The following is a 20,964-nucleotide window of genomic DNA, read 5'->3' as shown; positions in this document are numbered from 1 at the left end:
TCACCGCCGGAGCCGGTGCGGGGGCGGTCACCGACCGGTGACCGCCCCCGCGCCTACCTGACTGTTTGCACCACTGCGGCTACAGCCTTCCGCCCCGCTTCACCCGGGTCGGGTCCTCGGCCAGCCGGCCGGTGCCCTGCACCGACCTGCCGTCGTTGGCCCTGACCCCGGTGGCGCTGGCGGTGCCGCCGAGCCGCACGATCATCGCGTCGGCGTCCCGGACCAGTACGTCCCGGACCTCCGCCTCGGTGACCAACTTGGTGTCCGCGGCGAGCTGCTTGAACTGGCCCAGCTCCTTGATCGCCTTGTTGTCGTTCCCGTTCGCCTCGGCCTGGCGGATCGTGGCGAGCTTGTTCGACAACTGCTTGTGCCCCTTCGCCGACAGCCGACCGGTCGCCTTGAACCGGTCCAGCAACTGCTGCATGTCCCGGAACGAGGTGCTGACGAAGAACCGTACGGCCGAGGTCGTCGAGTTGCCGGCCTTGTCCGTCGCGGTCACCGTCAGCTCGTGCAGGCCGAGCGACAGCTCGTACATCGCCTGCAGGGTGTTCGGCTGGTACGGCCGACCGTCCAGCGTGCCCACCGTCGCCTTGATCCCGGAGATCGGGTCGACCGCCGACCAGTTCACCCGGACGTCCTGGCTGTCACCGTAGAGCTGGCCGTCGGCAAGCCCGGAGACCAGCACCGTCGGCTTCACGCCGTCGATCTTCAGGATCGCCGACTTGAGCGTCTCGGCGTTGCCCGCGGCGTCGGTGGCCCGGTAGAGCAGCTCGTGCTGCCCGTCCCCGGTCACGTTCACCGGCTCGGTGTACGGCGTCCAGGCGCCGCCGTCGAGCGACCACTCCAGCTTCGCTACGCCGGATCCGGCGTCGGTCGAGGTCAGCGTCACCGGGACGGTGCCGCTGTGCCAGCCGTCGTCGGTCGGCGGCGCGAACGCCGCGGTGCTGACCGGGGCGGTGGCGTCGATCTTCACCTCGACCGACTTCGTCTCCTCGACGTTGCCGGCCTCGTCGGCCGACCGGAACCGCAACACGTGCGTGCCGTCCCCGGCGACCAGCACCGGTTCGGTGTACGCGGTCCAGGTGGTCGCGCCGTCGAGCTGGTACTCGGTACGGGCCACCCCGCTGCCACCGGCGTTGTCGGTAGCGGCCAGGGTCACCGTCGCCGGGCCGGTGTGCCAGCCCGCCACCGGCGTACCGGAGACGGTGGCGGTGGTCACCGGAGCCGTCTCGTCCTGCTCACCGCCCGGCTGGGTCAGCCAGAAGTAGTCGAACGAGGCGGTCTTCGATGCGGTCTGCGCGCCGCCGAGGCTGAACAGACCGACCCGCGGTGTGGCACCGAGGGCGGTACTGGTCAGCGGATCGAACGTCGTCCAGGTCGTTCCGTCGGCCGAGTACGCCGCCGTGTAGGTGTCGCCGACCTTCGCCAGCCGCAGGTGCCACACCGACTCGGTGAGGCCGGTCACCTGGGGCTGCGGGTCCTGCACCACCGCCGCGATCTCGCTGCGGAACTCGATCCGCCGGCTCACCGGCGAACCGACCGTGTTGTCGGCGATGAAGTCCAACTTGAGGTAGTTGTCGTCATCGCCGTACACGATCAGCCCGGCCTGCTGGTACTGCTCGTCCAGCCGGCTGCCGTCCACCTTCGTCTGGATGGTCCAGTCGCCGTCCGGCGCGGACTGGAGGATGAAGTTGGTCGGCCCGGTGTTGTTGCCGGTGTAGATGTCGCCGTTCGGCACGTCGATGTGCAGCGCGCCGTCGGCGACCCGGTACGCGGCCGGGTCCTCCCGGACGATCCCGTCCCACCGGCACTTCTCCAGCGTGTTCCCGTTGAACTCGTCGGACGGGGACACCGGTCCGGCCGGCTCGTCGGGGGTGACCTGGAACCAGTCGAAGGTGGCATCCACCACCGGGGCGGTGGTGCCGCCGTTCAGCGCGAACACCCCCACCTTCGGCGCCTCGATGCCGGCCAACGCCGCCGACTGCCCGACCGGGGTGAAGTTCTGCCCGTCGGCCGAGTACGCCGCCGTCAGGTTCGTCCCGTCGCTGGTCAGCCGCAGGTAGATCGAGTCGCCCGCGGGTGCGGCCGTCGCGTCGGCCGCGCCGTTGCGGGGCGTGGCGGCGGTCTCCCGGATGAACTCCACCCGCCGGCTGCCGCTGTAGAGCAGGTCCAGCTTGGCGTAGTTGTCGTCGTCGCCGTAGACGATCAGACCGGCCTGCTGGTAGTCCGCCGCCGCCGCGAGGCTCAGTTTGGTGGTGGCCTGCCAGGCTCCGCCCGGGGCGGTTTGCAGCACGAGGTTGGTGGCGTCGTTGCGGGTGCCGTACAGGTCGCCGGCCGAGGTCGGCAGCACCAGGGCGCCGTCCCGGATCGCGTACGACTGGTCCTCCCGGACCACCGTCGACCACCGCGCCTTGTCCAGCGCGGTGCCGGTGAACTCGTCCGATCGGGCCCCGAAGCAGGACGTGTTCGGTGCCTCCACCTTCACCCTGACGTACGCGGACGACTGCGCGCCGCGCGCGTCGGTCACGGTCAGGGTCGAGGTGAAGTTCCCCGGGGCGGTGTACGTGTGGTTGGCGTCGAGGCTGCTCGACGTACCACCGTCACCGAAGTCCCAGGCGTACGTCAGCGGGGTGTCGCCCTCGGCGTCGGTGGCGGTGCCGTCGAAGCTCACCGCGACCGGCGCGGTGCCGGTGACCGGGGTGGCGGTGACGGTCACCGTCGGCGGGGCGTTCTCGGTGATGCCCCGGCCGAGGAAGTCGACCCAGTTGACGTTGAGGATCGCGCCGGTGCCGGTGGCTCCGACCGGGTTGCGGGCCACGAGGAACAGTGGTCCGCTCGCCGTGCTCGGGGTGCCCAGTTCGGCCGTGGCGTTGGTGAAGGTCTGCCAACCGCCGGTGTCCGGCACGGTGGCGGTGGCCAGCACCGGCCCGTCGACCGCACCGGCCCGCACCTCGATCCGGGCGCCGCCGCCGGCCGAGGAGGCCCGGAACCGGAACCCGGTGATCCCGGTCAGGTTGGTCGGGTCGAAGGTCCAGTAGTCGCCGTCCTCGATGAAGGCGATGTTCTGGAAGCCGCCCTCGACGTCGGTGGTGGCCTGGGCCTGTACGCCCGGGTCACCGGTGCCGACACCGTCCGGCGCCCGACCGGTGGCGGCGTAGTACTCCGCCTGCTTCCGCTTCGGTTGCAACTGCTCGATCGCCCGGCCGGTCAGGGCCTTGGAGCCGCCGACCCCGCCGCCGTCGGTGTAGGTGGCCTCGAGGACCGCGAAGACGTTGGCGTCGGCGCCGTGGCTGGCGGCCAGCGAGGTCTGCACCACGCCCTCGCAGCCGGCCTGCTCGCCCATCGGGTGGGCGTGCTCGTCGTGGCCGAGGAAGTACTGCAGCTTCACCCGGTCACAGTCGATCGTCCCGTCCTCCGGGTCGGTCACCTTGACCGTGTACTTGACCTGGTCGCCCCAGTCGAAGAAGCCGCCCTCCGGCGGGAACTCGATGGAGACCGTCGGGGCGGTGTTGCCGACCGTCACCGGTACGTTCGCCACCGCGGTCCGGCCGGTGTCGCCCGTGACGGTGAGCTGGGCGGTGTAGTTGCCCGGTCCGCTGTAGGTGTGCGTCGGGTTCGGCGCGGTCGAGGTGCCGCCGTCACCGAAGGTCCAGGCGTAGGTGATCGGACCACCGTCCGGATCCCGGGAGCCCGCGCTGGAGAAGGCAACGGTCAGCGGGGACGGGCCGGAGGTCGGATCGGCGGTGGCGACGGCGATCGGGGCCCGGTCACCGGCGATGTAGTCGATCCGGTAGATCCCGGAGTTGTCGTTGTTGCCGCCGAAGCCGCTGCCCCACTCGATCAGGTACAGCGCGCCGTCCGGGCCGAACTCGAAGTCCATCGGCCGGAGGAAGGTCATCCCGGTGAGCATCTGGTTGATGTCCACCAGGGACTTGCCGTCGTCGGTGACCTGGAAGGCGTACATCTTGTTCTGGTTCCACTCGCCGAACATCGCCTTGCCGTCGTAGTACGCCGGCCACTTCCGGTCCGACGTGTTCGCCGGGTCGTACCGGTAGACCGGCCCGCCCATCGGGGCGCCGCCGCCGCCGATCTCGGGGAACAGCGGGTTGCCGCTGAAGTCGTAGTCGACGGTCGCCGGGATCGCCGGCGGCAGGTCGGTCAGCCCGGTGTTGTTCGGCGAGTTGTTCACCGGTGCGGCACAGTCGAACTTCGCTCCGCTCGGCCCGGACGGGAACTGGTAGTCGTTGTACGCGTAGTTCGCCCCGTGGCAGTACGGCCAGCCGTAGTTGCCGGCCTGTCCGAGGATGTTCCACTCGACGGTTCCCTCCGGGCCACGGTCCGGGTTCGCCGCTCCGGCGTCCGGACCGTAGTCGGCCACGTAGAGGGTGCCCGACTTCGGGTCGACGCCGATCCGGAACGGGTTCCGGAAGCCCATCCCGTAGATCTCCGGGCGGGTCTTCGCGGTGCCCGGGGCGAAGAGGTTGCCCGCCGGGACCGTGTAGGAGCCGTCGTCCTCCGGATGGATCCGGAGGACCTTGCCGCGCAGGTCGTTGGTGTTGCCGGCGCTGCGCTGGGCGTCGTAGTCCTGCCGGCCGGTGCGCTCGTCGATCGGGGTGAACGAACTCGACTCGAACGGGTTGGTGTTGTCGCCGGTGGCCAGGTAGAGGTTGCCGGCGCCGTCGAACGCGATGCTGCCGCCCGCGTGGCAGCAGGTGTTGCGCTGGGTGTCGACCTGCAGCACCACCTTCTCGCTGGCCAGGTCGAGGGTGTCGCCGGTGACGGTGAACCGGGAGAGGTAGTTGCGCGGGCCGCCGCCGCTGGGGGCGTAGTAGAGGTACACCCACCTGTTGGTGGCGAAGTCCGGGTCGAGCCGGATTCCGAGCAACCCGTCCTCGTTGCCGGTGAAGACGTCGAGGTCCGCGGCGGTGACCGTGGTGCCGGTGTCCGGCTTGATGATCTGCACCCGGCCGTCCCGCTCGATGTAGAAGACCCGCCCGTCTGCGGCGATGTCCAACTCCATCGGGTTGTTGGTGTTGCTGTCCAGGGTGATCTTCTCGAAGCTGCTGGTCAGCGAGGCGGAGCAGTCGGCCTCCACGGCACCGGCCGCGGTCTGGATGCCGCCGAGCAGATGGGCCAGGAACTCCGGCTCGGCGTACGACTGCTGGGTGTGTCCACCGGCCGTGTACCAGGCCCGGCCGCCGTCGTAGTCCTGGCACCAGGCGAACGGGTGGTCGTGTCCCATCGCGCCCGTGCCGGGGGCGTAGCTGGTCTCGTCCAGCGTGGCCAGCACGTGCACGTCGGCGCGCGGGTTGTCGCGGAAGTTGTACCACTCGTCGTACCGGGACCACTCGGCCGGCAACGCCTTCGTGGACTCGTGCGCGGGGTCCTCGACCTTGACCGTGGCCTGCTGGTTGGCCGGGTGCGAGGCGAAGTAGGCACCGACGAGTTCGCCGTACCAGGGCCAGTTGTATTCGGTGTCCGAGGCGGCGTGCACCCCGACGTATCCGCCGCCGGCCTGGACGTACCGCTCGAACGCGGCCTGCTGGTCCGGGTCGAGTACGTCGCCGGTGGTGGAGAGCCAGATGACGGCCTGGTACCTGCCGAGGTTGGCGTCGGTGAACGCCGTGGCGTCCTCGGTCGCGTCAACGGTGAACCCGTGCTCCGCACCGAGTTGCCTGATGGCAGCGATGCCGGCGGGGATGGCGTCGTGCCGGAAGCCGGCGGTCTTGGAGAAGACCAGGACGGCGAACGGATCCGCCTGTGCCTGCGCCGGCGCCTGCACCGGTGCCCGGACGGGCAGGGCCGCGGGCGCGGCCGAGGCGGCCGGCGGGGTGGCGACCAGTGCGGTCATGCCGAGGGCTACGGCCGCGCCCATGCTGAGGAGGTTGCGGGTGAGTCTGTTGCGGGGGCGGTGGGAAGGACGGGTGCCGGAGGTTCGGCGATGGGACACGAAGGATCTCCTTCGTCCGGTAAGGACATCGTGGGTCCCGGGCCGGTACACCGATCACCGTCTCGGGGTGCGGGAAAAGCGGTCGGAGCCCGTCGAGGCGCCGACCGCCGAATTCTGTTCGTCGTTGGACAAAGTTATGGCCGTCTGTGGGCAGGCCGGAATATGCCAGTGACATTAATCCAGGTAACGGTTGTGTAACGGAGGCGAATCATCCGGATAGGACAGACATATCCACCGTCGATATATCCGCCGGCCCGCGCGCTGGTCAGCCGCCATGTCCTGGCGCGACACCTGGGAACGGGCCGCCGACGTTCTGGATCGAGCACTGTGCACCGGATTGACGTTCATCCGAGGGTGCTGGGGCTCGGTCCGCACCCCCGACCGGATCGGACCCAGCCGGCCGCTCACCGACCGGCGCGGTCTCCCCGCCGGAGCCGCGCCGCGAGTTCGCCGGTCGCGGCCATCGCCCGCCGCTGCATCCCGGGACCGAAGGTGATCCGCGTCGCGCCCAGCCGGGCCAGTTCGGCCACGGACTCCTCGTCCGGTTCGGCCGCCATGTTCAGCGGGCCGTCGATGCCCTTCCGCAGCACCGGGAACACCTCGGGCGGCGCCAGCAGCGGGTACACGCAGTCGGCGCCGGCGGCCACGTACAGCCGGGCGCGGGCCAGGGCGTCGGCCGGGTCACCCGTACCGAAGAGGAAGGTGTCCACCCGGGCGTTGATGAACAGGGCCTCGCCGGCCTCCGCCCGTACCTCGGCCAACCACTCGGCGTGCCGCCGGGGGTCCTTGAGCGTGGTGTGCTCCTCGGAGTCCTCCAGGTTGCAGCCGACGGCGCCCGTCTCCAGAAGCCGTTCGACCAACTCTCGTGGGGCGAGGCCGTAACCGCCCTCGATGTCCGCGGACACCGGCACGGAGACGGCCCGCACGATCCTCGCCACCGCGGCGAACATCTCGTCCGGCGGGATCGAGCCGTCCTCGTAGCCGAGCGATGCGGCGATCCCGGCGCTCGGGGTGGCGAGCGCGGGGAAACCGGCGTCGGCGAAGACCCGGGCGCTGGCCGCGTCCCACGGTCCCGGCAGGACGAGCGGGTCGCCGGCGGCGCGGTTCCGGTGCAGGGCGCGGAAGGTGGAGGCTGCTGTCATCGTGTCACGTGTCCCGGGAATGAGCAGGGGTGCTGGCAGGGCGGAGGGGCGGCGGCCCGACCGGCCGGTGGGTCAGGAGGCCGGCGTGTAGTGGCCGGGGACCATCCGGGTGGACACCCCGAAGCGGTTCCAGGCGTTGATCGTCGTGATCGCGACGATGAGGCCGACCAGTTCGGTCTCGTCGAACTGGTCGGCGGCCCTCGCGTACACCTCGTCCGGAACGAATCCGTCCGTGAGCACGGTGATCGCCTCGGTCAGCTCGATCGCCGCGATCTCCTTCGGCGTGTAGAAGTGCTTCGACTCCGCCCACGCGTCGAGCTGGATGATCCGCTCCGCCGATTCGCCCGCTGCCAGCGCGTCCTTGCTGTGCATGTCCAGGCAGAAGGCGCACCGGTTGATCTGGGACGCGCGGATCTTGATCAGGTTGAACAGGGTCGGCTCGACGCCGTGCCTCGCGGCCGCGTCAAGGCGGATCATGGCCTTGTAGGCCTCGGGAGCGAGCTTCGCCCAGTTCAGACGCGGTGCGTGTGCCGCGACGCGCTCCCTGCTGTCGTGTGCATGGTCCATCGTCATGTCAGCAACGCTACCGAGCCAGTGGCACTGAGGTACGGTCCACTTCTATGACGGATCAATGGGCCAATTCGGCGGCTGGCCCGCCTGCCGTGTCCGGTGCCGACCTGCACCTGGAACTGGCTGCGGAGGGCCCCGGTCTGCGCTCCGGGCTCATGGACGCCCTGCGAGAGGCCGTGCGGACGGGGCGTCTGGCGCCCGGCACCCGGCTACCGTCGTCCCGGTCACTCGCTACTGATCTTGGCATTGCCCGCAACACGGTGGCCAACGCCTACGCCGAACTGATCGCCGAGGGCTGGCTCACCGCCCAGCAGGGCTCCGGGACCCGGGTGGCGAGACGGGCCGACCCGCGCGCGGCCGGGCCGACCGCTCCCGGCACGAAACCGACCCGGCGCCGTCCCACGTACGGCCTGCTGCCGGGCGCGCCCGATCTCGCCGGGTTTCCCCGCGCGCAGTGGCTCGCCGCGGCCCGCCGGGCGCTGACCGTGGCGCCGCACGACGCCTTCGGCTACGGCGAGGCCCTCGGCCGGGTAGAACTGCGCACCGCCCTCGCGGACTACCTGGCGCGGGCCCGCGGGGTGTACGCCACTCCGGAGCGGGTGGTCATCTGCTCCGGTTTCCACCACGGGCTGATGCTGATGGCGCGGGTACTGCGCGCCCGGCGGGTACGGACGGTGGCCGTCGAGTCGTACGGCTTCGACGTCTATCGCGATCTGCTGGCCGATGCCGGACTCAGCACCCCTCCCCTCTTCGTCGACGAGTACGGCGCGCGCACCGAGGATCTGGCGCGACTGCGCGGAGCCTGCGCGCTGCTGCTCACCCCGGCGCATCAGTACCCGACCGGGGTCGCGCTGCACCCGGACCGGCGTGCGGCGGCTGTCGACTGGGCACGTGCCACCGGCGGGGTGATCCTCGAAGACGACTACGACGGGGAGTTCAGGTACGACCGTCAGCCGGTGGGCGCGCTACAGGGGCTCGACCCGGAGCGGGTGGTGTATCTCGGCACCGCGAGCAAGTCACTGGCGCCGGGGCTGCGGCTCGCCTGGATGGTGCTGCCAGCCGAGATGGTTCCGGAGGTTCTGGCGGCCAAGGGGCACGTCGACTGGTCGAGCGCGCTCGAGCAACTGACGCTCGCGGAGTTCATCGCCTCGGGCGCGTACGACCGGCACGTGCGCTCGATGCGGCTGCGCTACCGGCGCCGCCGCGACCAGTTGGTCGCGGCCCTGGCACAGCGGGCACCCGGCATCCGCGTGACCGGCCTGGCCGCCGGGCTCCAGGCGGTCCTCGAACTGCCACGCGGAACCGAACGCTCGGTCGTCCAGGCGGCGGCCCGACAGCGCCTGTCGGTCATCGGGATGGCGCAGTTCCGCTACGAGGTGCCTGACTCCGGCTGGCAGTTGCCCGAGCAGGACGCCTTGGTGGTCAACTACGCGGCTCTTCCGGACAGCGCGTGGGCGGGCGCGCTGGACGCCCTGTGCAGGGTGATGCCGTAGACGCCGGGCTCGGCCGTCACCGATCGGCCGAGCACCTCGCGCGGATCCCGCAGGTTCCGCAGGTCCCGCAGGTTTCGCAGGTCCCGCAGGTTCCGGCCCCAAGATTCGCAGTTATCTATATGCTTGGTAGCATCATCGCGGGAGCCACCCACCCACCGCTGGCAACACAGCCGTATTGCCTGCGCTTCCGGGGTCCATCACATTGATCGACGCGTGTTTCCTCGCGGGCTCGGGCACCCCGTCGAGCGGCACAGGCGTCGGCGGAACGCTGGAGCTTTGATGAAAGTCTCACGAACAGCCCGCCGTCTGGTACTCGGTGCGGTCGCCGTCCTCGTCGCCGGGTTCGCGATGGTCGTCGTCAACCAGCCCGGCCCGGCCTCGGCGCACGGGTCCGTCACCAACCCGCCGTCCCGGAACTACGGATGCTGGGAGCGCTGGGGTGACGACCACCTCAACCCCAACATGGCGCAGACCGACCCGATGTGCGCCCAGGCCTGGCAGGCCAACCCGAACACGATGTGGAACTGGAACGGCCTGTACCGCGAGAACGTCGGCGGCAACCACCAGGCCGCCGTCCCGGACGGGCAGCTCTGCAGCGGCGGCCGTACCCAGAACGGGCTCTACGCCTCGCTCGACGCGGTCGGCGCATGGGTCGCCAAGCCGATGCCGAACAACTTCACCCTGACGCTGACCGACGGTGCGCGGCACGGTGCCGACTACATGCTGATCTACATCACCAAGCAGGGCTTCAACCCGGCCACCCAGCCGCTGACCTGGGGCAATCTGGACCTGGTACTGCGTACCGGCAGCTACCCGACCACCGGACTGTACGAGACCCAGGTGAACGCGGGCAGCCGCACCGGGCGGCACGTCGTGTACACGATCTGGCAGGCGAGCCACCTCGACCAGCCGTACTACCTGTGCAGTGACGTGACCTTCGGCGGCGGCGGCACCGACCCGACCACCCCGCCGACGACCCCACCGCCGACCGTTCCGCCGACGACCCCGCCGACCACTCCGCCGGCCGGCAACGGCGGCTGCACCGCGACGTACGCGAGGACGAGCGAGTGGACCGGCGGCTTCGGTGCCCAGGTCACGGTCCGGGCCGGCAACGCCGCCATCTCCGGGTGGACGGTGCGCTGGACCTGGCCCAACGGCCAGAGCATCACGAGTTCGTGGAACGCGACGATAAGTTCGAGCGGGTCATCGGTCACCGCCGCGAATGTCAGCCACAACGGCGCATTGAGCGCCAACGCCAGCACCAGCTTCGGGTTCAACGGTTCCTGGAACGGCACGAACACCGCGCCGACCCTGACCTGTACCTCGAGGTAGCAGCACCTGCGACGGGGGTGGCACCGACCGGTGCCGCCCCCGTTCCGCGTTCCCGCGTCGAACTGGGCCAGGCCGGACGAAAGCAGCAGTCAGTCGCGGCATTTCGCACGGTGATCGACAGCAAACGCATCGTCGATGCGCGGGTACCCTGGCGATACGAAATCACGCGCGAAAGCAGAGGAGATCGTCGTGCGTCTGCGAAGCATCATCACCAGTGTGGCCGCCCTCGTCGTCGCCGCCGGCGTGGCGGTCGTCCTCGCCCTGGGCCAGGCTCAGAGCGTATCGGACGTGGCGGGATACACCTGGTCCAACTGACCATTCCTCCCCCGTCGCGATCGGCCTGACCATCCAGGGCTGGTCTGGTCGGCCACGGCGGCCGTTCCGACCGACTATCGAAGAGCTTCGGCGAGCTTGCGGGCGGCGGTGGCGAGCTGGCTCCGGCCAGGCCTGCCCGTGATCGCGGCGAGGCCCGGCGGCTCCTGCCCGGTGTGCCGGCCCAGCCGAGCAGCATCAGCGGCGAGCGTGAGCAACTCGGGCAGTCCCGGGCGGGGCTTGGCGGCCAGCAGGTCGGGCAGTGCCGCCGAGGCGATCTGCCAGACCGCGTCGTGGGCGCCGGCCTTGAGCGCCTCGGTCAGGGGCTGGAGGGTACGTTGCAGGACGATGCGGTCGGAGCCGGCCAGGATGCCGAGTTCCACGCCGATGCCGGTGCTGTCCCAACCGGGGCGAGCGGCGAACGTGCTGAGGGCGTCACCGGCCGCCAGTCGGACACCCTCCCGGCGGTTCGCAAGGGCGTACACCATCGTCAACGCGGTCGCGGGGCCGGCGGGGCCGTCGGCGGCGGCGAGGCCGTCGAGGAAGCCGGTGCCGGGATTCTGGTGATCCACCGCGAGGGCGACGACCGGCTGCAGGTGTGCGGCGGCGATCTCCCGGTGTGACGGTGTGATCATCGGCCACAGTGCCAGCGAGGGCATGTGCCAGGCGGACGCCGAGCGTTCAGCCGCGGTGCGGGCGTCGCCGATCTCGGCTGGCAGTCCCGCCAGGTCAAGCATTGCGATGCGCCGCGAGCGGTCGTAGGTGGTCTCGTCGACCTCCTCGATCCAGGTACGCGCGTCGGTGACGCCGTCGGCCAGCCAGGCGGCGAACCGACGCCCGGCCGGCGAGCTGAGGCGCGCCGCGGCGGCGTGGACGGCCGGCTCGACCTCGCGGGGCAGGCGGAGTAGTGCCTGGGTCAGGTCACCGGCCGCGGGCTGCCAGCGGTCGCGGTCGGCCTGTTGCAGGAGGTTCAGTACCCGCGCGGGGTCGACGTGACCGGCGACTGTGGCCGGGGTCGCCAGCAGCCCGGGCGGCGGCTGGTGGATCAGACGGGGTCTCAACTCGGCAAGCCGACCGTTGACGAACAGGCTCAGCGGCGCGTGCTCGCGGGGGATCTGCCGGCCGGGACTGCCCACGGAGCGGCCGAATGTCGCGGCGATCAGCGCCGGCCAGTACCCGTACCAGTGGGTGATCAGCGGCTCCAGCACGCGGGCGGCGAGGTCCCGGTCGCCGTTGGCGGCCCGGACCAGCCCGTCGAGGACGGCCTCGTGCCGGACCGGGTCGGTGTCGCCGTTACGCAGCAGGACGCTCAGCTCACCGGCGAGCGCGCCGAGGTCGAGCGGGGACGGCATCTCTCTCGGCAGCTCGGCTGCGGCCAGCACCGGTGCGGGTACCACCGCGGGCGCGGCCGTGCCGAGCGCCGCCGCCAGCCGGTTCCCGACGGTGCCGTCGAGGGCCGGCACCTCGGCAGCCAACCGTTCCCGGGCCTTCTCGGACAGCCCTGCCAGTCGCGTCTCGACGAGGTCGAGGGTGCGCTCGGCGAGTTCGGGCACCGGATGGTGCAGCCCGACGACGAGCCCCTCGACCAGGTCGTCCAGTGGCATCGGCCGCAGCCAGGCGAGGTGGGCGCGAACCAGCTTCTTCTCCGGCCGGCAGAGCATGTTCTGGGTGATCTCGGCCAGGGACAGCGGATCGAGACCCGCGCTCCGGTGCACTGCTTGCAGGCAGGTGTACGCGAAGTCGGCCACCGTGGACATCGGCGCCGTCAGCAGACCGATCAGCTCCTGCGTGTGCCCGGCCGACTCCTCTGCCGTCGGCGCAAGGTCACGGACCAGTCCGAGATAGGACTGCAGGACCCCCTTACGTCCACCCGCGCGCAGGCGGCGCAGGCAGCCCGCGACGAGCAGGCCACGGTCGACCCGGGCACTGCCGGCCAACTCGAGCAACGCCGCCGGCCAGGCGCGGGCCGCGGCCCCGGAGGAGAACGCGTTCGCGACGCCGTCGTCGTCGAACAGGTACGTCGACAGCATGTGGTCGAGCCACGGGTCGGCGGCGAGCAGCGGCGCGAGCGGATGCCCCCGGTCGAGCGCCACGTACTGCGCGGCGGCGGCCGGCGTGTCCGGAACGTCCGCGTCCACCGACCGCAGCAGCGCCTCGGTGAACGCCCACCGAACGCCCTGGGTACGGGGGCGGGTGCGGCGCAACAGTCCCCGGGCGAGCGTGGTGCACCAGGCGCTCCCCCGGACCCGCAGCAGGGCGGGCACCACCTCGGGCGACACCTGTGGCGCCGGACCCACACTCCAGGGGCGGTGCAACAGTTTGACCGCGTCGGGTGCCTTCAACGTGCAGGCGACGAGGGCGAACCCGGTGGCGGCCCGTCGCGAGTCGTTCAGCCGGCTGGCGGCCCACCGCGCGTCCTCCTCCAGCCGCCGCCTCTGCCAGGCGCGTTCGTGCTCCCGTTGCCGGGTGCGCTGACGCGCCATCATCTCGCGGACGCCCTGCAGGTCGCTGGGCAGTTCCTTGTCGTACGCGACGAAGCCCACGGTGATGAATCCGGACGTCGGGAGGTCGGGCAGCGGCTCCGGTTCCAGCGGTGGCAGGACCACGGGTTCCGGCTCGGCCAGCGCCGGGATGTGCCCGTCGAGGTGCGGCACCAGAGCCGTCCGGTCCCCGTCACCGAGCCCGGCGAGCAGGTCGGCGAGCGCGTCGACGTCGGCGGCGTCGATCCTCACGCGTACCTCGTCCCACAGGTCACTCATGCGATCGCCCCGACTGCTCGACGATAACGGCGGCCACGACGTGCTTGCACGGTCCACGGCGGCCCTGGTGGTCGGCCCACCAGGCGCAGGTGCAGGCGAGCTCGCCGTCGCGTCGATGCACCAGATAGGTGTTGTCACCTGAGGTGACCTCGATTCCCGCGGCCGTCCGTACCAACCGCCCGGCCCCGGCGAGCACCCGTGCCGCCGCCAGCCTGGGGTGCAGTGCCGCGACGACGTCGGCCCGGTAGGGCAGCGGCCGGTGGAACGGCGAGGCCTCGGCGATGTCGTAGCCGACCTGTCCGGCGGTGGCCAGCGCGGCGAGCGCCGCCGTGACCCGGGTCGGATCCCAGCCGGTGCGCACCCCGACCGACGCGCGCGAGGCGACCGGGTCCGTGGCGAGCAGCGCGCTCAGCACGTCGGCGTCGGCATCGACGTCGGTGGTTGCGGCATCCGTGGCGAGGTCGGCGAGCAACTGGCCGTCACCGGCGAAGCCGTCGCGTGCGCCGGCCGACATCAGCAGCGTGAACCGTGCCGTACCGAAATCGAGCACCCAGCCGCTGACCTGTGCCGGCGCCCCGGACAGCGGTGGTGCGTACAACCCCACGGTGCGGGCCAGGGGTAGCAGCGGGCGCAGCACCGACAGCCGGAAACCGTCGGCCGCGCAGACCCCGCCGGGCGCCGGGCCGGCCGTGGCCCGCACCGCCGAACCGGCCGGCAGCAGCCAGCGGACCCGTCGGCCCGAGCGCGCCGACATCTCCGCCAGCAGTGCCATGGCCCGGCCCGCCGGGATCTCCAGCCGCAGATCCAGGGGCAGTGCCCGCGCCGCCACCTCGGCCAGCCCGCGCAGCCACGCGGTGGGCAGCGGCACCTTCTTCTCGACGATGCCGCCGTCGAGCGTCGCGACCGCGAGACCGTCGGCGCCCACGGAGAGACGGAGCGGGTCCGCACCACCCACTCTCGTCAACGCCTGGTAGAGCGGTGGATTGATGTCGACGTTCGTCGTGCCCCGGCCGGTGGCCCCACCCTCCAACTCGGCGGCGGCCAGGTCGAGCCGACCGTACAGCCCGCCACACATCGAGAGGGCCTCGAACCGCAGTCGCTCGCCGTCGCCGGTCACCACCGGGTCCCGGCCGCGCCACGGGTCGTTGCGGGCCTGACGGAAGTCGGCACCGGCGATATCGGCCAATGCGAGGAGGCCGCCGGCGACCATCCGGGGCGTACGCACGAAACCGGAGTAGAACGCCTGCTCCCGTACCCGGTCGGGCGTGGACGTGGTCAGCGCGAGATGGTCGCCGGCCAGGCCCGATGCACGACCGTAGACGCGGGTGTCCACAGTCGACGCCAGGGTGCCCAATCGTCGATCCCTCTCCTGTCCCGTCCCAGATTCCCCACGCATCCTGCCACCCGGTGTCGCAACCCGCTGTCCCATCGGCGCCGGCGCGGCTGGAAGCGGACCACGCGGGCGAGACTCCATGCCCGCGTGGTCTGCGCCTCCCGTGGTTCAGGAAGGGCTCACCGGAGCAGTTCCCTGCTGCTGATGTTGGTGGTCAGAAAAGGCGGATGGCGTCCCATTTCCAGGCGGCGCTGGCGGGAACGGTGAGGCTACCGGTGAACGCGGCGAAGCCACCCGAACTGTACGCCAACGCGGTCTGCATCGAGATCGAACCATCCGAGTGGTGGTACATCGCCGCCAGATCAGACCGGCCGTCCCCGTTGAAATCACCCGACTGCTGCACCACATTCGGGTCCTGGACCGGAACCGGTTCAGGGTCCGGTGTACTCCAGAGGGCGTTGACGATGATCTGCGCGTCCGATGCCTGGACCTGGCACCTGTCGGGGTATGCCGAGACCTGTACGGCCTGGCAGACCTCGCCGATCGGGGCGGTGGCCCAGGTGTTGTCCGGGTAGAGCCATGTAGCCCTTCATGTCGGAGCGCAGTTGGGAGTTGAGCATGGTGGCCAGGGCGGCGTCGTTCGCGGTCGGTCCGTTCGGGTCGCAGGCGACCGTTGCGTATGCCGCGTTCAGTGGTGCCAGCGGGGGCAGGGCCGGTCCGGGTAGCGGACCGGCCAGGGCCGCCGGGGCGGTGACGGTCAGTGCCGTGGCGGCGAGCGCCAGCACCAACAGGCCTGGCGGACCCGGCTCCGAGGAGTGGAACTGGTCATCACCGCTGCGAGCCGGGCTGGTGGCCACCAGCAAATGACGTGACCGGCTGACGGAGTCGACCGCCTCAGCCTCGGTGATCAGCCATGGCCGCGCTCGCCGTACCACCCTCCCGACGCCGGTCCCCATCGCGCAGGATGCGAGCCGCCCGCCACGCCGCCAACCGGGCGAGGGCGGCGGCGCGGTCCCGGGCCGGCTCGTCGCGCTGGGCGAGTTCGCGCCCGTACAGCCGAAGCAGTTCATGCAGTCGGAACTGGCCCGGACCGACGCCGACCAGCAGGCTCAGATCCGCCAACTGCTGCAACTCCTCATCCACCACCGTCGTGGGCCGGTCCAGCAGCGCCGCGGCGGCCGCCAGCCCCAGCAGCGGTTCGGGTGCCAACGCGAGAAGTCGGAACGCGCGGGCCGCCGGGGCCGGCAACTGGTCGACGCTGGAGCGGAAGGCGGAGCGCAAGTCGAGGTCACCGACCCGCAACTCGTCCAACCGGCGACGCGGATCGGCAAGCCGGCGACTCAGGTCAGCGACGGTGCTGCGAGCCCTGGTCGTCAGACGTACCCCGGCGATCCGGAGCGCCAGCGGCAGGTGCCCGCACGCCGAGACGACCTCCAGCGCGGCGATCCGATCACCGCCGGTCCTCGCCGGAGGAACGATCGCAGCGAGCAGGTCGAGCGCCTCCCTCGTGTCCAACGTCGTGACGTCGATCCGGCGGGCGCCCTCCAGGGCAACCAGCCGATTCCGGGCGGTAACCAGCACCCGGCTACCGCCGCGACCGGGCAGCAGGGGACGCACCTGGGCCGCGTCCCGCGCGTCGTCGAGCACGATCAGCACCCGACGGTCCGCCAGTACGCTGCGCAGCAGCGCGGCGGCGCTCTCGTCGTCGCCCCGCACCCGGTCCTCGGACACGCCCAGCCCGTGCAGGAAGCGGACGAGCACCTCTCCGGCGGCCGCGGGCTGATCCGAGCGGCCCCGCAGGTCGGCGTAGAGTTGCCCGTCCGGAAATGCCGGTCCCAACTGCTCGGCCGCGACCAGGGCGAGCGCGGTCTTCCCCGTGCCGGCCAGGCCGGCGATCACGCAGACCGGCGCCGACGGCCGGGCCACCCAGTCCACCGACGGAACGAGGACCTCACGGACCCGGCGAAGTTCCTCGGCCCGGCCGGTGAAGTCGGGCACCGGCGCCGGGGCCTGGATCGGCACCGGTACCGCCGGGCGGGTGTCGCTCCAGGCCGTCGCCCGCCGTGCCCCGGTCCACTGTTGCCGGAGCAGCCGCTGGTGGTACTCCCGCAGCTCCGTACCCGGATCGGCACCGAGCTGGTCGGCCAGGCGGCGGACGATCCCGTCGTACTCGGCGTACGCCTCGTCCTGCCGACCCGTCGCGCCCAGGGCCAGGATGAGGCGGGCGTGCACCTGCTCGTCGAGCGGACAACGTCCGGCGATCGGGCGGAGCGCGTCGACCACCGGGGCGTAGTCGCCACACTGGTCGAGCAGATCGGCATAGCGCAGGGCCGTCGCGGTCAACCAGGTGGTCAGCGACGCGACAACGGGATGCCCGGAGAGCATCTCCACGTCACCGAGCGGGTCGCCGCGCCACAGCGTCAGGGCGTCGGCCAGCCGGGCCACCGCCTGGGCCGGGGTCCGGCCGTCGGCCTCGGTGGCCTCCCGGACGAGTCGCTGGAAGCGCAGCAGGTCGAGCTGGTCCTCGTCGAGTTCCAGCCGGTAACCGCCCGACGCATGTGTCAGCACGCTGGCGGCCGTCCTGCCGCTCCGGCCCGGGTCGAGGACCCGGCGCAGCCGGGCGACGTAGGTGTGCAGCAGGTTGACCGCCGACTCCGGCTGCTCGCCGGTCCAGAGCACCTCGAGGAGGTCCCTTCGGCTGACGGTGGTGCCCGCCGAGACGGCCAGTCGGGCGAGTAGGACGCGCTGGCGCGACGAGGTGAGGTCGACGGTCACCGCCCCCTGCTGTACCCGCAACGGTCCCAGGATGGAAACCATCGGGCGCCCCACGGGCGCCGCCACCCCCGCCGCTGCCGTCCGGTCCGTACCGGCGGTCGCGGAGCCGCGGAGAATCGCGGCCGGTCGCGGCCCCAACTCCAGCGCGGCGGTCAGCCGGGACACCGACCGCCGGGTCGGCCGCAGCGTACGTCGCTGCTCCAGGTCCCGCACCGCGGTGATGCTCAGGCCCGACCGGTGGGCCAGTTCGAGCTGGGTGAGGCCCGCCGTCTGTCGATACTGTCGCAGTAGGGTGGCAAAAGAGGTTCTGGGTAGCCTTCCGCCGTCGGTCATCTCGTCAACCCCCGTTGTCGATCGGTTCATCCACTCCCGGGTCCCGCCCGCCGCCGTGTCGCATCCTCGGCACCGTCGACGGGCGCGGGGCGCAGCGTGCCGCCGCCTACTCGGCGAAGGGCGACGCCGAGCACCCGGTCGGTAGACACAGACCCGAAATGCCGGGAGTCGCGACTGAATTCGGCGTTGTCGCCGAGGAGGACGAGACGGCGGGGTGGGACCCGGCTGTCCGGTCCCCGCTCCCAGGCCGGCAGGAACGCCGGTGTCAGGTCACCCGGCACCGCGACCACCCGCTTGACCAGCCAGTCGGTGCGGCGCGGCCTGGTCGACTCACCTCGCCGGCACGGCCGTGGCTCCTCGACCACCACGATCTGGCCGGCGCGCACCGCTTCGCCCGGTGTCCGGCGCACCAGCACCCGGTCGCCGGAGCCCAACGTCGGTGCCATGCTCGCGCCGCTGACCGACACCACGACGAGCCGCCGACGCAGCAGTGCGGTCGTGACCGTGAGCAACAGCAGCACGCCCGCACCGGCCAGAACGGCGGTCATGCCGCGCCGCCCGGTATCGACGGGTGGTATCCGGCCGCCTGGAGACTGAAGAGGCGGGCGTACTCACCGTCGCGCACCACCAGGTCGTCGTGCGAGCCGCGCTCGACGATCCGTCCGTCGGACAGGACGACGATCAGATCGGCCTCGCGTAGGACGCCCAGGCGGTGCGAGACCAGCAGACTGGCCCGCCCGCGTCGGTGCTCCCGAAGCCGCAGGTGGACCTCGTGCTCGGCCTCGGCATCCAGCGCGGAACTCGGCTCGTCGAGGACGAGCAGGTCGGGTCGCTCGAGCAGGAGGCCCCGGGCGATCGCGAGTCGCTGCCACTGGCCACCGGAGAGAACCACCCCGGTCGTCGGGTCACCTGTGTCGTCCCCGGAGAAGAAGATCCTGGTCAGCAGCGTGTCGTAGCCGTTCGGAAGCTTGTCGAGAACATCGTGGACGCCGGCTCGTCGCGCAGCCGCCTCGATCCGGACGGGGTCATCGATGGCGGTCAGGTCGCCGATGGCTATGTTCTCCCGCGCGGTGAGGTCGTACGAGATCGCGTCCTGGAAGACGGCCCGAATCCGGCGCCGCAACTGCCCGGGATCCAGCTCACGCAGGTCGACGCCGTCCCACAGGACGGCGCCACGGGTCGGGTCGTACAGCCGGCACAGCAGCTTCACCAGCGTCGTCTTGCCGGCCCCGTTGAGCCCGACCACGGCGGTGCAGCCCTGCGCGGGAAGCACCAGGTTCACACCACGCAGCACCCACGGCTGGTCGTCGGCGTACCGGAACCAGACGTCGCGCAGCTCGATCCCCCGCTTCAGCGGCGGTACCGGCAGCGGCGCGCGACGAACGGGCAGATCCGGCCCGGACTCGACCACCGCCAGGTAGTGGTCGAAGAGCAGCAGCGCCTGGTGCACGGCGACGGCCTCGCCGACGAGGCTGGCCAGCGCCGCCTGGACCGAACCGACGGCAGCGATCACGAGAGCCACGTCGCCGATGGTCAGCGAGCCGGTGACCGCCGAGCGCACCGTCCACAGCAACAGGCATCCCGCCACCGCGGCGCCGAGCAGCGCCAGTCCTCCCTGGAGGAACAGTTCCCGACGGTCGATCCTGCGGTGGGCGCGGTTGATCGTGCGGATCTCCCCCACCATCCGCCGCCACAGATACGGTCCCGCGCCGAACAGCCGGAGTTCCTTCGCGGCCTGCGGATCTGTCAGCAGGGCCGAGTAGAACATCTCGCGACGTTCGGCCTGTCCGATCGCGGCCACCATCGCCGCCCGGCGGCGACTCAGCGCGATCTCCGCCGCCAGTGCCGGTCCGGCGGCGAGCAGCACCGTCACCGCGATCCACGGCCCGAGCAGGAGCAGGGTGCCGGCGAACCCGATGACCGTGAGGAACGCCTGGGTGGCGCCCAGACCGCCGTCCACCACCATCCCGGGGCCGCTCACCCCACTGGCGCGGGCGATCTGCAACCGGTCGAGGAAGGCCGGGTCCTCGAAGCGACGCAGCCCGACGAAGCGGTCAACGGCCGCGTAGAGGCGCGAGACGGCGACCAGGAGCACCCGCCGATCGGTCTCGGCCCGGAGGTACCGGACGGCGTGCGGCACCAGCGCGACTGCCATCCCGACTCCGCCGAGTGCACCCGCCAGCCCGATCACGTCGAGCCACACCACCGGGCCCGTCAGCCGGTCGATCACGAGTTTCATCAGCCAGGCGACCGCCAACGGCGCGAGCCCGGCGAAGACCGACAGACCCAGGTACGCGGCGATGTGCCTCGGTGCGGCGTCCCGGGCCAGTGCCAGTGCCCGCCCGAGTACCCGGAACGACACCGCTCACCGCACGGCCGGCGTGGCCGCGGCGTCCCGCTCGGCCACCGGCACGAGGTTGAAGTCGGATGCGGCGACGGCGCCCTGCTCGACCAGGACGAACGCCGGGAACCCGGTCACCCCGAATGCCCGCTGGACCGGGCCCTGGTCGGGTTCCGTGACGACGGTGGCCACCGGCCGAAGCCGCGCGACCACCTCGGCGGTCTCCTCGTCCGTGCCGACGACCACCGCCAGTACTCCGTCCCGACCTCCCGGCCGCGCCTCGGCGTGCGCGACGAATGCGGGCAGCTGCTCCTTGCACGGTTCACAGTGCGGGGAGAAGAAGCCGACCAGCGGGCGGGTGCCGAGCGTCGTGGAGGTGACCCGTTGACCGTCCACGCCCGCGGTGTCGAGGTGACCGACCGCCACACCGACCGGGTGGGTCACGGCGGCGTCGGCCAGGGCGCTGTCGGGCAGGCCGCCGCTGCGCAGGGCGGCCAACTCGGCGGACTGCTCACGCAACCGACGTACGACGCCGAAGGTGAAGAGCAGGTTGATGGTGGCCACCAGGCCGAACAGGACCATGGCCGTGGACAGGTACGCCATCGGGTCTCTCCTTGAAGGATG

General features: G+C 71.5%; 14 protein-coding genes. 4 read left to right on the top strand and 10 right to left on the bottom strand.

The window, feature by feature from the left end:
* Positions 1-79 precede the first annotated feature (79 nt).
* From I0C86_RS30330 to I0C86_RS30320, 3 genes are all read right to left on the bottom strand, one after another.
* Positions 80-5,875, bottom strand: a complete 5,796-nt coding sequence (locus I0C86_RS30330; protein WP_196204730.1) for a ThuA domain-containing protein — start codon at positions 5,873-5,875, stop codon at positions 80-82.
* A 479-nt stretch (positions 5,876-6,354) separates the two neighbouring features.
* Positions 6,355-7,092, bottom strand: a complete 738-nt coding sequence (locus I0C86_RS30325) for an isocitrate lyase/PEP mutase family protein (RefSeq protein WP_196204729.1) — start codon at positions 7,090-7,092, stop codon at positions 6,355-6,357.
* Positions 7,093-7,164: 72 nt separating this feature from the next.
* Positions 7,165-7,665, bottom strand: a complete 501-nt coding sequence (locus I0C86_RS30320; RefSeq protein ID WP_196204728.1) for a carboxymuconolactone decarboxylase family protein — start codon at positions 7,663-7,665, stop codon at positions 7,165-7,167.
* A 47-nt stretch (positions 7,666-7,712) separates the two neighbouring features.
* On the opposite strand from I0C86_RS30320, the gene pdxR reads away from it, so the two are divergent.
* The 3 genes from pdxR (at position 7,713) to I0C86_RS44615 (ending at position 10,802) form a co-directional block, all read left to right on the top strand.
* Positions 7,713-9,155, top strand: a complete 1,443-nt coding sequence (gene pdxR / locus I0C86_RS30315) for a MocR-like pyridoxine biosynthesis transcription factor PdxR (protein WP_196204727.1) — start codon at positions 7,713-7,715, stop codon at positions 9,153-9,155.
* A 279-nt stretch (positions 9,156-9,434) separates the two neighbouring features.
* On the top strand, positions 9,435-10,487 hold the full coding sequence (locus I0C86_RS30310; protein ID WP_196204726.1) for a lytic polysaccharide monooxygenase auxiliary activity family 9 protein: 1,053 nt from the start codon (positions 9,435-9,437) through the stop codon (positions 10,485-10,487).
* Positions 10,488-10,676: 189 nt separating this feature from the next.
* Positions 10,677-10,802 (top strand): hypothetical protein, encoded by a 126-nt coding sequence (locus tag I0C86_RS44615; protein WP_255527871.1) that lies wholly within the window; start codon positions 10,677-10,679, stop codon positions 10,800-10,802.
* A gap of 74 nt (positions 10,803-10,876) precedes the next feature.
* Here the strand turns inward: I0C86_RS44615 and I0C86_RS30305 are convergent, their stop codons facing one another.
* From I0C86_RS30305 to I0C86_RS30295, 3 genes are all read right to left on the bottom strand, one after another.
* A complete protein-coding gene (locus tag I0C86_RS30305; protein WP_196204725.1) occupies positions 10,877-13,558 on the bottom strand; it encodes a hypothetical protein in 2,682 nt (893 codons plus the stop codon).
* Complete coding sequence (locus I0C86_RS30300; protein WP_196204724.1) at positions 13,551-14,912, bottom strand: SWIM zinc finger family protein; 1,362 nt, start codon at positions 14,910-14,912, stop codon at positions 13,551-13,553. Before I0C86_RS30300 ends, I0C86_RS30305 begins: the two co-directional genes overlap by 8 nt.
* A gap of 193 nt (positions 14,913-15,105) precedes the next feature.
* A complete protein-coding gene (locus I0C86_RS30295; protein WP_196204723.1) occupies positions 15,106-15,297 on the bottom strand; it encodes a hypothetical protein in 192 nt (63 codons plus the stop codon).
* A gap of 185 nt (positions 15,298-15,482) precedes the next feature.
* Between I0C86_RS30295 and I0C86_RS30290 the strand changes: the two genes are divergently transcribed.
* A complete protein-coding gene (locus tag I0C86_RS30290) occupies positions 15,483-15,758 on the top strand; it encodes a hypothetical protein (RefSeq protein WP_196204722.1) in 276 nt (91 codons plus the stop codon).
* Positions 15,759-15,785: 27 nt separating this feature from the next.
* On the opposite strand, the gene I0C86_RS30285 is transcribed toward I0C86_RS30290, so the two are convergent.
* The 4 genes from I0C86_RS30285 to I0C86_RS30270 are packed head-to-tail and all read right to left on the bottom strand — an operon-like array spanning position 15,786 to position 20,943.
* A complete protein-coding gene (locus I0C86_RS30285; protein ID WP_196204721.1) occupies positions 15,786-17,999 on the bottom strand; it encodes a BTAD domain-containing putative transcriptional regulator in 2,214 nt (737 codons plus the stop codon).
* Between the two features lie 26 nt (positions 18,000-18,025).
* Positions 18,026-18,547 (bottom strand): S26 family signal peptidase, encoded by a 522-nt coding sequence (locus tag I0C86_RS30280; protein WP_196204720.1) that lies wholly within the window; start codon positions 18,545-18,547, stop codon positions 18,026-18,028.
* Positions 18,544-20,361, bottom strand: coding sequence for an ABC transporter ATP-binding protein (locus tag I0C86_RS30275; protein ID WP_323373940.1), 1,818 nt, complete (start codon positions 20,359-20,361; stop codon positions 18,544-18,546). The genes I0C86_RS30280 and I0C86_RS30275 overlap by 4 nt, the downstream gene beginning before the upstream one ends.
* A gap of 3 nt (positions 20,362-20,364) precedes the next feature.
* A complete protein-coding gene (locus I0C86_RS30270; protein WP_196204719.1) occupies positions 20,365-20,943 on the bottom strand; it encodes a TlpA family protein disulfide reductase in 579 nt (192 codons plus the stop codon).
* Positions 20,944-20,964: the final 21 nt, after the last annotated feature.

Source organism: Plantactinospora alkalitolerans, assembly GCF_015690345.1.
Taxonomy (GTDB): Bacteria; Actinomycetota; Actinomycetes; order Mycobacteriales; family Micromonosporaceae; genus Plantactinospora; species Plantactinospora alkalitolerans.
The sequence above is the reverse complement of the archived record's forward strand: the minus strand, read 5'-3'. Positions and strand labels throughout refer to the sequence as shown.